The sequence below is a fragment of the Aequorivita vladivostokensis genome (genome assembly GCF_000952855.1).
In the GTDB taxonomy this organism is placed as follows: domain Bacteria; phylum Bacteroidota; class Bacteroidia; order Flavobacteriales; family Flavobacteriaceae; genus Aequorivita; species Aequorivita vladivostokensis.
Genome location: NZ_JSVU01000004.1, coordinates 128,915 through 143,893, shown reverse-complemented (window position 1 = coordinate 143,893; position 14,979 = coordinate 128,915). Strand labels below are relative to the sequence as shown.

General features: G+C 42.5%; 15 protein-coding genes. 8 read left to right on the top strand and 7 right to left on the bottom strand.

Features of this window, described 5'->3' with window-relative positions; all coding sequences use genetic code 11:
- Positions 1-48 precede the first annotated feature (48 nt).
- Complete coding sequence (dinB, locus tag MB09_RS07635) at positions 49-1,152, top strand: DNA polymerase IV (RefSeq protein ID WP_045080312.1); 1,104 nt, start codon at positions 49-51, stop codon at positions 1,150-1,152.
- A gap of 132 nt (positions 1,153-1,284) precedes the next feature.
- The gene (locus MB09_RS07630) at positions 1,285-2,046 is read left to right on the top strand and encodes an SH3 domain-containing protein (RefSeq protein ID WP_045080311.1); all 762 of its coding nucleotides are present in this window, start codon (positions 1,285-1,287) and stop codon (positions 2,044-2,046) included.
- On the opposite strand, the gene MB09_RS07625 is transcribed toward MB09_RS07630, so the two are convergent.
- Complete coding sequence (locus tag MB09_RS07625; RefSeq protein WP_131459858.1) at positions 2,043-2,417, bottom strand: hypothetical protein; 375 nt, start codon at positions 2,415-2,417, stop codon at positions 2,043-2,045. The two genes, MB09_RS07630 and MB09_RS07625, sit on opposite strands and share 4 nt — an antisense overlap.
- A gap of 226 nt (positions 2,418-2,643) precedes the next feature.
- Positions 2,644-3,294: a hypothetical protein gene (locus MB09_RS07615; protein WP_131459856.1), complete on the bottom strand. Its 651-nt coding sequence runs from the start codon at positions 3,292-3,294 to the stop codon at positions 2,644-2,646.
- Positions 3,295-3,513: 219 nt separating this feature from the next.
- On the opposite strand from MB09_RS07615, the gene MB09_RS07610 reads away from it, so the two are divergent.
- Positions 3,514-3,996, top strand: coding sequence for a hypothetical protein (locus tag MB09_RS07610; RefSeq protein WP_131459854.1), 483 nt, complete (start codon positions 3,514-3,516; stop codon positions 3,994-3,996).
- 65 nt (positions 3,997-4,061) lie between these two features.
- Positions 4,062-5,285: a T9SS type A sorting domain-containing protein gene (locus tag MB09_RS07605; RefSeq protein WP_045080306.1), complete on the top strand. Its 1,224-nt coding sequence runs from the start codon at positions 4,062-4,064 to the stop codon at positions 5,283-5,285.
- 81 nt (positions 5,286-5,366) lie between these two features.
- On the opposite strand, the gene pyk is transcribed toward MB09_RS07605, so the two are convergent.
- The 5 genes from pyk to MB09_RS07580 all read right to left on the bottom strand — a co-directional run bounded on the left by pyk (position 5,367) and on the right by MB09_RS07580 (position 9,675).
- Positions 5,367-6,797, bottom strand: coding sequence for a pyruvate kinase (gene pyk, locus MB09_RS07600; RefSeq protein WP_045080305.1), 1,431 nt, complete (start codon positions 6,795-6,797; stop codon positions 5,367-5,369).
- Positions 6,798-7,289: an IPExxxVDY family protein gene (locus MB09_RS07595; protein ID WP_045080304.1), complete on the bottom strand. Its 492-nt coding sequence runs from the start codon at positions 7,287-7,289 to the stop codon at positions 6,798-6,800. It lies immediately after the preceding gene.
- Positions 7,290-7,425: 136 nt separating this feature from the next.
- Positions 7,426-8,169: a ribonuclease III gene (gene rnc, locus MB09_RS07590; RefSeq protein ID WP_045080303.1), complete on the bottom strand. Its 744-nt coding sequence runs from the start codon at positions 8,167-8,169 to the stop codon at positions 7,426-7,428.
- Positions 8,170-8,177: 8 nt separating this feature from the next.
- Entirely contained in the window at positions 8,178-9,431 is a 1,254-nt protein-coding gene (gene fabF, locus MB09_RS07585) for a beta-ketoacyl-ACP synthase II (protein ID WP_045080302.1), read from the bottom strand.
- A 10-nt stretch (positions 9,432-9,441) separates the two neighbouring features.
- Entirely contained in the window at positions 9,442-9,675 is a 234-nt protein-coding gene (locus tag MB09_RS07580; RefSeq protein WP_014781833.1) for an acyl carrier protein, read from the bottom strand.
- A gap of 312 nt (positions 9,676-9,987) precedes the next feature.
- On the opposite strand from MB09_RS07580, the gene purN reads away from it, so the two are divergent.
- From purN to MB09_RS07560, 4 genes are all read left to right on the top strand, one after another.
- Entirely contained in the window at positions 9,988-10,560 is a 573-nt protein-coding gene (gene purN / locus MB09_RS07575; protein WP_045080301.1) for a phosphoribosylglycinamide formyltransferase, read from the top strand.
- Positions 10,553-11,185: a ribonuclease H1 domain-containing protein gene (locus tag MB09_RS07570; RefSeq protein WP_045080300.1), complete on the top strand. Its 633-nt coding sequence runs from the start codon at positions 10,553-10,555 to the stop codon at positions 11,183-11,185. Before purN ends, MB09_RS07570 begins: the two co-directional genes overlap by 8 nt.
- 90 nt (positions 11,186-11,275) lie before the next feature.
- Positions 11,276-12,199 (top strand): PfkB family carbohydrate kinase, encoded by a 924-nt coding sequence (locus MB09_RS07565; RefSeq protein ID WP_045080299.1) that lies wholly within the window; start codon positions 11,276-11,278, stop codon positions 12,197-12,199.
- A 112-nt stretch (positions 12,200-12,311) separates the two neighbouring features.
- Complete coding sequence (locus tag MB09_RS07560) at positions 12,312-14,210, top strand: amidophosphoribosyltransferase (RefSeq protein WP_045080298.1); 1,899 nt, start codon at positions 12,312-12,314, stop codon at positions 14,208-14,210.
- Positions 14,211-14,979 lie beyond the last annotated feature (769 nt).

The following is a 14,979-nucleotide window of genomic DNA, read 5'->3' as shown; positions in this document are numbered from 1 at the left end:
TTTAAACCTGTTGGGTTTTGGTTACCCTAAAGATATTAAATTTACCGAATGCTGACCGAAATGCCAATCCGCAAAATAATACACATAGACATGGACGCATTTTACGCCTCCGTGGAGCAGTTGGACCATCCCGAATTGCGCGGAAAGCCTTTAGCGGTTGGGGGTAGCGAAAAACGTGGGGTGGTGGCGGCGGCAAGTTATGAGGCGCGCAAGTTTGGGGTGCGCAGCGCCATGAGCGGGGCGATGGCACGCAAGCTTTGCCCCGAACTTATTTTTGTGCGGACCAATTTTGACAGATACCGGGAAGTTTCAAAACAAATACGGAAGATATTTTATGAATATACAGATTTGGTGGAGCCGCTTTCGCTGGACGAGGCTTATCTGGACGTAACCGAAAACAAAAAGGGCAACCCCAGCGCGACGATGATTGCGGAAGAGATTCGAAAGAGAATAAAGGAAGTTACGGGCCTGAATGCCTCTGCGGGAATTTCTATCAATAAATTTGTAGCGAAAATTGCCAGCGACATCAACAAACCCAATGGACAAAAGACGCTCGGCCCCGAGGAGGTGGAGCCGTTTCTGGAAACGCTTGACGTAAAGAAATTTTACGGGGTGGGAAAGGTTACCAAGGAGAAAATGTACCGTTTGGGCATTTTTACGGGAAGGGATTTGAAGGGGAAGTCGCTGGAATTTTTGGAGGAACATTTCGGGAAAAGCGGTAGTTTCTATTACAACGTGGTTCGCGGAATCCATAAAAGCAAAGTGAAGCCGACACGTACGCAAAAATCGCTTGCTGCAGAACATACCTTTTCAGAAAATATTTCCTCTGAAATATTTATGCTCGAAAGGCTTGAGGAAATAGCCGTGGAAGTGGAAAATCGATTAAAATCGAAACGGCTTGCGGGAAAAACGGTAACGCTTAAAATAAAGTACCGCGATTTTACCATACAGACCCGCAGCAAGACCCTTGCTAATTTTATAAATTCCAAGGAAGGGATTATGGAAGTGGTTAAAGAATTGTTATTTCAAGAACGGATGAAGGAATCGGTACGGTTGTTGGGAATTTCCATTTCGCACCTAAACAACGGTACCCCAAAGAAAATGGAGGTGGCTACGGAATCCATAGATGTGCAATTGAAACTTGAGTTTTAAGCCCACGCCTAACCCCTCCCAAAGGGAGGGAGCTAAACCCCTTTTAAATTGGGATTTAGGTAGGACCCTAAACCAAAATTTTAAATATGATAGAAAGCTACGTATCTTTAAACTAATTTTAAACTTCAGCTTATGAAAACCGTAGCTTTTTCCCTTCTTGCCCTTGCAGGGTTCACTTTTCTTTTTTCCTGTAAGAACGATGCCAAAACCAACGAAGAAACCCAGACTGTTGCCACCGATAGCATTCCTGCGGAAACTGCGCCGGATGCTATGTACGTTACAGCCGTTAGCGGGCTGACATTGCGCGAATTCCCCAATCTGCAAAGCGCGAAACTTGCCGTAATGCCCTTGGGGACAAAAGTGAAAATCGTGAATGCCGAGGGAAAAACCACGATGAACGTGGGCGGGATTGACGGCGCGATGGACGAGGTGGAATTCAACAACCAAAAAGGGTTTGCGTTTAACGGTTTTCTTTCGAAGTTTTTTCCTCCCGGGGAAAATGCTTCGGCAAAGCATTATGCCGAGGAATTGAAGAAGGATTTTCCGAAGGTGGATTATTCTGAAGCTACGGGCGGGACGGCGAGCAAGCCTAGCAAGACCGAAACCTTGGTGCTGCCCACGGATAAATGGCATGAGGCGTTTTTTACGGCGCAACAGCTTTTTGATATTCCGAAGACATTTGCATTCCCCAACCAGAAGGGAGCCAATAGCGAGACGCAGCAGAACAATGATAAAAAGCAGGGGGTTTTTTTAAGCGAGCTACAGATTGCGCGCACCGACAATGAGCTTCAGAAAATTGTGTATAATTATAAAACCACTGGGTTCGGCTATACCGTAACCATTACCGAGGCCGCGGAGGGGATGAAACTTGAGAAGGTGGAGGTGGCGGATTAGGCTGGATTTTTTGAAAGAGAGTTGGGCGGTCCCTGAATTGGGTGTGGCGGTCTCCGAAATGCATCTTTCAATGACAGAATTACAGGTTTTTGGTTCGGAATTGTATCTTCATCTGCCAGAATTACAGGCTGCGGTGGAATAATTGGGTCTTTTTTCTTCCAAATAGGGTCTGGCGGTCTCGGAATTGGGGTTGGCGGTTTCGGAATTGAATCTTCTTGTTTCCGAATTGGTTCTTGTGGTTTCTGGAATGGGGCTGGTGGGTGTTGGAAGGTTACTGGCTGTGGCTTTTTATTGCCTATCAACGGATGTTTTTTAGGGTGGGTTTTTACCACGAATTCACGAATGTATTTTTTTAGAACCAACTTTGACAAAGTTTTGAACTTTGTAAAAGTGGTGGGGACGGAGGGCGCTAAGGAGGATTTTTGGCGGTGGTTTATGATTGTTTTTTCTTGGGGTGGGTTTTTACCACGAATTCACGAATGTATTTTTTTAGGACCAACTTTAAAATCAACTTTGACAAAGTTTTGAACTTTGTCAAAGTGGTGGGGAGTTTTATTTTGAACTTTGTTAAAGGTGGTGGGGAGTTTTATGGAGGGGCTATGGTTGTGGGGGTGTTTCTGGGTTTTTTCTTGTGCCGAGATCGACGATGGTGCGGGAGTTTTGATATTTATTATAGAACTCGGCGCGGGAGTTTTGATAGGTTACCATTAGCTTGTCTATTTGGTTTTTGAGGATGGCGTCTGCCTGGCTGAACAGCTCCACAAGGCGGGTGGTGGCGGTTGCGCGGGTGCCTATGGCGGTGCGGGGTTTGGCAATGATGGCGGTAAAGTCGTCTATTTCGCTTTGAAGCTGGGTGAGGTCTTGTGGGGTTTTGCCGTAATCTGCCAGTTGTGTAATTATGTTATTTGCCTGGTCGTGGATGCTCTGGCAAACGTCTTTTAAAACAGTGTCGCGCAATTCGCCAAGGGCGCTTGGGCTGTAGTTTACTTTGTTTCTTAACTCATTGTCGCCACTTTGTGAGGCATAGGCATAGACGGCTGCGGCTATCTCTACGGTGGCCTGGATCATTTCGTCTTCTTCCTTTTGTTTGTTTTGGGTAATCCCGGTGGTGCTCCCTTTTTGTATCTGGCTTTGGGCATCTATTTGTGCGAGGATGGTTTCAAATTCATTAAACGCCGTGGTAAAGGCAGGCATAGCGCTCCATACATCGCTATTTTCATTGCATACGTTTTGTACTGCTATGTACATGCTCCTTTTGTTTTCCTGTTTGTCTGTCATGGTGTTGGGATTTAAGGGTTTGTGAATGGGTTTTTGGTTGCTTTTGATAAAGATAAAAAATAAATTATATTATTATAAATGGTTTTAGGATGGATGGTAAAATAATTTTTGTTTCCTACAAATAATTCGCCTACATTTAATCTACTATATTTTCATATAACTAATTTATTAACCCAAATCTTTGAAATTATGAATAGCCTACTTCTATTTTGTGCATTCCGAGGAGGCCCTTCAATGCCTACGCTCCCTCTATTTCAACCCGGGTTTAACTATAAATTTTATGAATGTAGTTGCGATTGTCCGTTGCCCTCTGATTATAACGACATTTCATTTTCCTATACTAACCATGTAGTATTATCCATTGATAAGTACGAAACCAATTATAATCTTATTACCCATCCCAATCACACTGCTATCTATATAGATATTCCTATGTGCGAAGCGACGCGTGTGCGCCGGTGTTATGACAACGATAATATTAACCCTAAAAGCGGAAGTGTAATAAGATTTAACGACGGGGTTATTAATGGGAACGTAACCATAACGCCCAAAGATTCGATAGGGATAAACAATCCCGTGTTAATTGATGAGCTAAATCCGGGTCTTTATAATATTAAAAAGGATTATTATGATGGATCTACGGAAGAAAACGTAATATTTAAGGAAAATTAACTCATATTTCTTCAAGACAGCTTCTGAATTTTTCGGGAGCTGTTTTTTTAGATAAACAATTTACAATGAAAATTATACTTTTTATTCTATTCATTTCTCTATTTTCAAATTCTTACTCACAATTTGGCCCCCAACAAATAATAAGTACTGAAGCCGAAACGGCAAGAGATGCGGATGCCGTGGATATTGATGGAGACGGAGACAAGGACATCGTAGTTGCGTGTAGAACAGGAAATTTTAATATTGCTTGGTTTGAGAATTTGGATGGAGAAGGCAATTTTGGAATTCCGAATATTATTGCGACGAATTTATTTGACCAGAGTTATTCAATAACCGCAGCGGATTTAGACGGTGATGGAGATTTTGATGTTATTACGACCGCCGCGTCTGCTGATAGAGTTCTTTGGTACGAGAATCTGGATGGGCTGGGAAGTTTTGGTACACAAAGGATAATTACCGGAAATGCTGATGGCGCATTTTCTGCGATAGCTGTAGATGTGGATGGGGATGGTGATAATGACGTTATCTCGGCCTCTGACGTTTCGGGACTTGCGTGGTATGAAAATCTTGATGGTCTGGGTACTTTTAGCGCTCTTAAAATAATTCGTGATTTTACGGTATATGCCAATATGATTTTTGTTGCCGATGCCGATGGGGATGGCGATATGGATGTTTTTTCAGCGTCTAACGGGGATAATGAAGTGGCATGGCAGGAAAATATAGATGGATTGGGAAATTTTGGCCCTAAAAACGTAATAACCGTTTCTCTGCCCCATGCTTTTGCAGTGTATGCAGCTGATCTGGATAATGATGGTGATATGGACGTGTTGGCTACGGGGGTTGAGACGTTTGGTGGGGAAGTGGTATGGTTTGAGAATCTAGATGGAGCAGGTACTTATAGTGATAAGCAAACTATTAGCACGGAGGTACAATCGCCCAGATCGGTACTGGCGGCAGATATAGATAATGACGGCGATATGGACGTAGTTGGCTCTTCACAGAACGATGATAAAATTGCTTGGTATGAGAACCAGACGATTATGGGGATAGCGGAAAACGCAAAGGCAATGGTCTCTATCTATCCAAACCCCACAAAAGCTACGGTCTATATAGAAACAACTACTGAAACCCTTGTGGGTGCCACACTATTTGATGTATTGGGGAAGGAGGTTATTAAACTACTTGGGGATATTAGGGAGGTGGATGTTTCCGGCCTTGAAAGTGGGATATACTTTTTATGGGTGGCAACCGACAGCGGGGAAACCGTACAGAAACTTATAAAGGAATAGACTGCTTTAGGAACAACTTTGAAACAACTTTGAAACAACTTTGACAAAGTTTAAAACTTTGTCAAAGTAATTTAAAGTAATTTATTTCACCTGCGACACCCTTAAAGTATTTACCATTCCCTTGTCCACAATGGGCATAGCCGCTAAGTTGATTAGATAGTCGCCTTTGTGCACATAACCTTTTTCACAGGCAATGCGGTTTACATCGTCCACGGTTTCATCTGTACTTACATATTTATCGTAATAGAAGGCTTTTACACCCCATAATAAGTTTAAGCGGGCCAGAATGCGCTTGTTGCTGGTAAAGGCCAGAATAAAAGCGGAAGGCCGCCAGGCCGAAATCTGGAAAGCGGTATAACCACTGTTGGTAAGGGTGCAGATGGCCTGTGCCTCAATTTCGTTTGCCATATGGGCGGCGTGATAGCAGATGGATTTGGTAATGTAACGGTTGGTCTTAATTTGCGGTGGCTCTTGGGGCACGCGTATCAATTCAGAATTTTCCACGCTTTTTAAGATTTTCGCCATTGTTTTAATCACGGCCACGGGATAATTGCCCACGGAAGTTTCGCCGGAGAGCATAACGGCATCGGCGCCGTCCATAACACTGTTTGCTACATCATTAACCTCGGCGCGGGTGGGCGTAAGCGAAGTTATCATCGTCTCCATCATTTGGGTGGCGATGATTACGGGAATGCGGGCGCGCTTTGCGGTAAGCACCAATTCTTTTTGAATGAGGGGCACTTCCTCGGCGGGCACTTCTACGCCCAGGTCGCCACGGGCTACCATCAGACCGTCGCAGTAGGCTATGATCCTATCGATATTTTCGACCGCCTCGGGCTTTTCAATCTTTGCGATAATTGGGATTTTATATTCGGAATGGGCTTCAATCAGGGCCTGTAGTTCCTTTAAATCCTCGGCGTGGCGTACGAAGGAGAGCGCCATCCAATCTACTTGCTGCTCAATGGCAAAAATGGCATCCTCTTTATCTTTTGCGGTAAGCGCGGGAAGGGAGATATTGGTGTTGGGAAGGTTTACACCTTTTTTGGAGCGCAGCGGCCCGCCCTGTATAACCATTACTTTTACCTCGTTTTCCCTATTGGTTTCCAGCACTTCAAAAATAAGCTTGCCGTCGTCCAAAAGCACCCGTTCGCCGGGATTTACATCGCGCGGAAAGTTGTCATAGTTCATATAGACGCGTTCGCGGTTTCCGAGAAATTCTTCGCCTGTGCAGAACAGTAGCTGGTCGCCGGGTTGCACTATAACTTCTTCCTTCATCATTCCCACCCTTAGTTTGGGCCCTTGCAAATCGCCAAGAATGGCTACGTGTATATCCAGCTCTTCAGAAAGCTTCCTTATGTTCTGGATGTTTTTTTTAACCGTGTCGTAATCTGCGTGCGAAAAATTTACCCTAAAAACGTCTACGCCTTCCAGGATCATATGCTTTAGCGTTTCGATATCGGAAGTCGCGGGGCCAAGAGTGGCTACTATTTTTGTTCTTTTTTGATTTGACATTTAATCGAAAATTAAATTGTTTTTTGATTTTATGGCGTCCATTTCTATGGTATAGGCAGAAATGACCTGTTTTATATCGTTAATTTCTGAAAGGAATTTGCGCAGCGGCACACTGGCAAAGTCGGAATAAATTTTCAGAAAGTAATCTACTTTTTTTAATTCGGGCAGCAGGTAATGAACGGTTGCCTTTTCCGAAAACATTTCAGCAAATAATCCTCCCGAACTTTGCAGCCCTGCATCTACCGACTTGCATTTATTGGCCACTAATGAGAATCGGGTGTATTTATGCACGTCATCAAAATCATACAGCGGAAAGGTGATAAGCAGGCCCTCTGTTGAAAAATCTAAATCTATATGGCGCCTTTTTAACCGGAAGTTGAGGTGCCGGTTCATTAAATAGGCCAATTTATAGGCCTCCTCGCTGCAATGGATTGCAATTAGAGTAAAGGGCTCCTCAAAATCTTCATCAAAAATTAATTTGTGGGTTGCCATATTTTTTTGATGCTGTTGATGCTGTTGATGCTATGGAAGCTATTTTTGGATTCCTTACAAAAATAGGCAACTTTGGATGTATTAGCTAACTAACTTAGGCAGTATTGGAAAATTTGATAGAAAAATAACTTTGGTTTCAAGGCTTCTCTGAATCAACCTTTATCTGAAGTTTGTAAAAAGCTCTTTTGGCGGCGCGTTCCTCGGCTTTCTTTTTGGAGGTTGCGCGAGCTTTTGTGATTGTTTCGTCTTCCAGTTTAAGGCGCACCGCAAAATGTTTCAATTCGTCTTTGCCATTGTCTTCATAAACTTCAAAATTGAATTGTTTTTTGTGTTTTTGGCACCATTCAATAAAAAGGCTTTTGTAGCTGATTACCTTTCCTTCCAGTTTTTTGATGTCCACATACGGTTTTATGACCCTTTTTTGAATGAACTTTTCACAATACTTAAAACCGCGGTCCAAATAAATGGCTCCCACCAAGGCCTCAAAAACATTCCCATAAATATTGCCGCTGAATTGCTGCATGGGAATGGTGGTTTTTAGAAATTTGATTAGGTTTAGATCGCGCCCCAATTCATTCAAATGCTCTCTGCTCACCACTTTGCTGCGCATTTTGGTTAGATAGCCTTCGTTGCCTCCCGGTACTTTTTTAAACAAATGTGCTGCAATCACGGCACCGAGCATGGCATCGCCCAAAAATTCGAGTCTTTCGTAATTCTGGGGCTGGCCGCTGTTGTTTTTTTCGTTGGTGGAGCGGTGGGTAAAAGCGGTTTCGTAAATGGATAGGTCTTTAGGCTTGAACCCCAATATTTTTTTTAGGGAATTGAAAAATTCCCCGTTTTTATCTGCACGGGAAGAAAATATGTTTTTAATGGAGGCCATTAATTGTTTTAGGCATCAAGTTTTTTAAAGAGCACACAAGCATTGTGCCCGCCAAATCCAAAGGTATTGCTCATGGCCACTTTGATGTCGCGTTTTTGAGCTTTGTTAAGGGTAAGGTTTAAGGAAGGATCTATGTTTTCATCTACCGTAGTATGGTTAATGGTAGGTGGAACAATCCCGTGTTTCATTGCCAAAATAGAGGCAATGGCTTCAATAGCACCGGCAGCGCCCAAAAGGTGTCCGGTCATGGATTTTGTTGAATTGATATTTATATCCTTGGCATGTTCGCCAAAAACATTTACAATCGCTTTCAGTTCGGCAACATCGCCAAGTGGGGTTGAGGTTCCGTGGGTGTTTATGGCATCCACTTCGTTCGGGCTCATATTGGCATCGCGCAGGGTGTTCAACATTACACGCTCTACGCCAATTCCGTCAGGATGCGGCGCCGTCATATGGTAAGCATCGCTGCTCATGCCACCGCCCACAACTTCGGCATAAATTTTTGCGCCACGCTTTTTTGCATGTTCGTATTCCTCAAGGATAAGTGCTCCTGCTCCCTCGCCCAAAACAAAACCATCGCGGGTAGCGTCAAAAGGACGCGAAGCCGTTTCTGGACTATCGTTGCGGGTTGATAGGGCGTGCATAGCGTTAAAACCGCCCATACCTGCTATGGTTACAGCCGCTTCACTTCCACCGGTTACAATAATATCGCAATGGCCCAAACGTATGTAGTTTAGCGCATCTATCATTGCATTGGCAGAGGAGGCACAGGCAGAGACCGTGGTATAGTTGGGCCCCATAAAACCGTGCTTTATGGATATATTTCCGGGCGCAATATCCGCAATCATTTTTGGAATAAAGAAGGGGTTGAAACGTGGCGTTCCATCCCCTTCTGCAAAGTTTATTACTTCATCCTGAAAGGTCTCCAGCCCACCTATTCCGGCACCCCAGATTACACCCACGCGGAATTTGTCTATCTCATCGAGGTTTATTCCTGCGTCAATTATAGCTTCGTCTGAAGATACAAGAGCGTATTGGGCAAAACGGTCCAGTTTTCGGGCCTCTTTCCTATCAAAATGATCTTCTGCGTTGAAATTCTTCAATTCGCAAGCGAATTTTGTTTTGAACTTTTCGGTATCAAAATAAGTTATGGGCGCACAGCCGCTTTTCCCATTAACGAGGCCATCCCAATATTCTTCAATATTGTTGCCAATAGGGGTAAGGGCACCAAGGCCTGTAACTACAACTCGCTTTAATTCCATAGAAGAATTCTTATTTTGCTGCTTCTATATAGGAAATTGCTTGACCAACAGTGGCAATGTTCTCGGCCTGGTCGTCTGGAATCTGGATATCAAATTCTTTTTCGAATTCCATGATAAGCTCTACCGTATCTAGGGAGTCTGCTCCTAAGTCGTTAGTGAAGCTCGCTTCGTTTACAACTTCGTTTTCGTCTACACCTAATTTGTCTACGATAATCGCTTTTACTCGTGATGCAATGTCTGACATAATTCTTGATTTTTAAATTTAATTATAAGTGGCAAAAATAAAATATTTTAATTGAAAACACCATTTAATGTTAAAAATGTGGATTTGATATTTTTGAATTTTCACATTGTAACCAAAATGGAGAAATGCGCGTTGGTTTAATTTTTCTTAATTTCTAAAAATTACTTGGCGCATTCAATCTTCCCAATATTATAAAATATAATCGAAAGATTAAACCAATTTAAACAATTTTGGGCGAAGTAAAACCCTATTACTGTACTTTTGTGTTTTATTTGTTAATTTTTACTTCGGGAAAAACTTTTGGAAACGGGAATGAAGAAGCGGATTGTAATTTTTGCGTCGGGCAGCGGTACCAATGCCGAGAACATTATTAAATACTTTCAACGAACCCAGTTTGCCGAAGTCGTTCGCGTGCTTTCAAACAAGAAGGATGCCAAGGTTTTGGAACGTGCCGAAAGGCTTGGCGTAAATACAGTTTCTTTTACAAAGGAAGAATTGTTTTTTGAAAACGGCGTTTTAGAAATTTTGAAAGAAGTGGAGCCAGATATAATAGTATTAGCTGGTTTTCTGCTAAAATTTCCTGAAATTATTCTGAAGGAATTTCCGAATAAGGTAATCAATATTCACCCGGCATTGCTTCCAAAATACGGCGGTAAGGGAATGTACGGCAATTATGTGCACGAAGCAGTTATCAATAATAAAGAAGCTGAAACCGGTATAACCATTCATTATGTGAATGAAAATTATGATGAAGGCGCAATTATTTCACAGAAAAAAGTGACCCTTTCAAAAAATGAAACCCCCGAAACGGTTGCTGAAAAGGTGCATATTTTGGAATACGAATGGTTTCCGAAAATAATTGAAGAAGTACTTCGCAATGGCTAAAAAGCAGAAATTTTATGTAGTGTGGTTCGGGAATCCCGCTGGTATTTTTGGCAGTTGGGAGGAGTGCAAACGCAGCATTCAAGGCGTAAAGGGCGCGCAATACAAAAGTTTTGAAACCTTTGAGGAAGCCAAAAAAGCCTTCAATAAAGAATACGCCGACTATAAGGGAAAGACGGTAAAGAAAACACTCTCAAAGGAACAGCTTGAAAAAATAGGCGAACCCAACCTGTATTCCATCGCCGTTGATGCAGCATCTAGCGGCAACCCCGGAAAAATGGAATACCGCGGCGTGGATACGCAAACCCGAAAACAACTTTTCCACCAAGGGCCATTTCAGCAGGGTACCAATAATATCGGGGAGTTTTTGGCACTTGTACACGGTTTGGCTTTTTTAAAGAAAAACAACAGCGACCGAATTATTTACAGCGATTCGCGCATTGCGATGGGCTGGGTAAAAAAGAAAAAATGCAACACAAAGCTAAAGCGTACCGCGAAAAATAAAGCATTATTTGAATTGGTTGCCCGCGCCGAAAACTGGCTAAAAACCAACAAATACGGTACTAAAATCATAAAATGGGAAACCAAGGCCTGGGGAGAGATTCCTGCGGATTTTGGACGGAAGTGAAACCTGCAATAAGATTCTTTCAAAGCTGTTAAAAGCTCATCCTTTTATAATTAATTTGATTAAATTTGCACCCTCTTTAAAAATCCCTTTATGAGCAAACTCGTAATCGTTGGTACCGTAGCTTTTGATGCTATTGAAACTCCCTTCGGAAAAACCGATAAAATCCTTGGCGGCGCCGCTACCTATATAGGTTTGGCAGCTTCCCAATTTAAAGTTGATGGAGCAATAGTTTCAATCGTTGGTGGCGACTTTCCAAAGGAAGACCTTAAAATGCTCGAAGAAAACGGGATGGATATTACAGGCCTTGAGGTCGTGGAGGATGGAAAAACCTTCTTCTGGAGTGGAAAATATCACAACGATATGAATACCCGCGACACCTTGATAACCGATTTGAACGTGCTTGCCGATTTCAACCCACAAGTTCCCCAGAAATATCGCGACGCAGAGGTGGTTATGTTAGGAAACCTACATCCGCTCGTCCAATTGGGAGTTATTGAGCAGATGGATGCACCGAAGTTAATTGTGCTGGACACGATGAATTTTTGGATGGACAGTGCCTTAAACGAATTAATGCAGGTTATCGCCAAAGTAGATGTAGTTACTATCAACGACGAAGAAGCAAGACAACTTTCTGGCGAATATTCATTGGTAAAGGCAGCTCAGAAAATTAGGGAAATGGGCCCCAATTATGTAGTGATAAAAAAGGGCGAACACGGGGCGTTACTTTTTGATGATGACGATGTATTCTTCGCTCCTGCCATGCCATTGCGGGAAGTTTTTGACCCAACGGGCGCCGGCGATACCTTTGCAGGCGGGTTTACCGGTTATTTGGCAAGAACAGGCGATTATAGTTATGATAATATGAAAAATGCGGTTATCAACGGCTCGGCCTTGGCTTCGTTTTGTGTTGAAAAATTTGGCCCCGAAAGGTTGCTGAATCTAACAAATTCCGAAGTGCATCAACGCATACAGCAATTTAAGAGCTTAACACAGTTTGACATCAAATTAACCTAAATACGCGCCCTGAAATTACAGGGCGTTTTTTGTAATTTTATTTTGAGAAAAAGTTAGCATCCAAATAAACACAGACTTAATAACTTTTAACCATTAACTATTAACTTCACAAATGAGCGACGCGTTAAAACACGAATGTGGAATTGCACTGGTAAGACTGTTGAAACCCTTGGAATATTACAAGGAAAAATACGGAACGGCTTTTTACGGGGTAAACAAAATGTATTTGATGATGGAGAAACAGCACAACCGCGGACAGGACGGTGCAGGTTTTGCCAGCATTAAACTGGACGTAAACCCCGGAGAGCGCTACATAAGTCGTGTTCGGTCCAATGCCGCGCAGCCCATTCAGGATATTTTTGCACAGATTAACGAGCGTATAAATCTTGAATTTAAGAACCATCCCGAATATAAAGATGATGTTGCCGCCCAGAAAAAAAATATTCCATATATAGGTGAATTGTTCCTCGGCCACGTGCGGTACGGTACCTTCGGAATAAATAGTGTGGAAAATGTCCATCCCTTTCTGCGCCAGAACAATTGGATGCACCGAAATTTAATTATTGCGGGAAATTTCAACATGACCAATACCAACGAGCTTTTTGACAACCTCATAAAGCTCGGGATGCACCCAAAGGAAAAGGCAGATACCGTTACGGTAATGGAACGTATAGGTCATTTTCTGGATGATGCCGTAAGAAAATTATATAAAAAGGCGAAAGCCAAGGGAATGAACAAGCAGGAGGCTTCGCCCTATATTGCCGAAAACTTAAACGTCGCCAAAATTCTTCGGAAGTCTGCTTCCAATTGGGATGGAGGATACGCCATGGCAGGTCTTTTGGGGCATGGAGACGCCTTTGTGCTTCGCGATCCTGCGGGAATCCGTCCTGCGTATTATTATCAGGATGAAGAGGTTATCGTGGTAGCTTCCGAACGGCCGGCAATCCAGACTGTCTTTAATGTTCCCTTTGAAGAAGTGAAAGAACTGGAACCTGGCAATGCCATCATCATTGAAAAGGATGGAAGCATGAAACTTTCTGAAATACTTGCACCTTTGGAGCGCAGATCCTGTTCTTTTGAACGCATTTATTTTTCCCGCGGAAGCGATGCAGAAATCTATCAGGAACGTAAAATGCTCGGAAAACTGATAATGCCGAAAATTTTGGAAGCCATAAAATACGATACCGAAAACTCAGTATTTTCCTTTATACCGAATACGGCAGAAACTTCCTTCTACGGAATGCTGGAAGCCGCACAGGACGAGCTTAACAAACAGAAGAACGAGGCTATCCTGAAAGAAAAGGAAAGTTTGACTCCCGAACGCCTTCAGCAGATACAGGCGCACAAAATACGCACCGAGAAAATTGCGATAAAGGACGTAAAATTAAGAACCTTCATTACGGACGATAGCAGCCGCGACGATTTGGTGGCCCACGTTTATGACGTTACCTACGGCGTAGTAAAACCAGATGATAACTTGGTAATTATAGACGATAGCATCGTTCGCGGAACAACGCTAAAAAAGAGTATCTTAAAAATGCTGGACAGGCTACACCCGAAGCAGATTGTCGTGGTTTCTTCGGCGCCCCAAATTCGTTATCCGGACTGTTATGGAATCGATATGGCACGGTTGGAACATTTGGTTGCTTTCCAAGCGGCTTTGGAACTTCATAAAGATCGCGGCACTTACGCAATTGTGGAGGAGATTTACCATAAATGTAAAGAGCAAGTTGAAATGGAGGACGTTTCAGTTATCAATCATGTCAAGAAATTATATGCACCTTTCACCGACGAGGAGATTTCTGATAAAATTGCCGAAATAATAAGCGATGAGGATATTAAGGCTAAAGTAAAACTGATTTTTCAGTCTGTTGATGATCTTCATAAGGCATGTCCAAAAAATCTGGGCGATTGGTATTTTACCGGAAATTACCCAACAGCAGGTGGGAATAGGGTTGTGAATAGGGCATACATTAACTTTTACGAGGGCAATCCCGAACGGGCATATTAAAATTTCCCAAAATTTAATAGGCCCATTGCCGTTTATCGGAAAGCTAATTCACTTAATCGAAATTGTTGATTAACACTGTTTTACTGCTTAAACTTGAATTATATTTGAACTTACCATAAGGCGTAAGTAGGTTAGGTCTATGGTAAGATTTGGGGCAAAATAGGCAGGCTTAGGTCTGCCTATTTTCATATAAGCCCTTTACATGTCTTCATAATTTTCTCTATACCAATTCTAACTAATAATTTCTTCCCCCGACTTTTGGAAAAATAATTCAATTTCTTAAACAAGGACATCTGTACATCGAAAATTTCTCGCTTAGCCGAAGCGATGGGGTTGTTAAAATCTTAGTTTTAATGAGGTAATTTTAGCTGGAATATGTCAAAATATGTTTTTTAACGAAAATATTGGCAATTCATCTAAAAGCATAATTCTGAATGTATTATTGACCTATATTTGAACATACCATTAGCATAAGTAGGTTAAGTTCATGGTAGATTTGGGGCAAAAAAAGGCAGACACTTGTTTGCCTTTTTTTATGTCCCAAATCTTCGGGGTGGCGAGCAGTTCCGTATTTTCATTCTATGTTTCGGAAATTCAAAGCGAGCCGTTTCCCCTTCCCCCCGAGACACTCGTTTGCCTTTTTTTATACCCAAATCTCAACGGGGTGGCGAGCCATCAGCTTGCAGTTTCTTAAGTTCAGAATTTTATTGCGAGCCGTTTTTCTTTTTCCGGACGCTAGTTTGCCTTTTTTGTACCCAAATCTCAACTT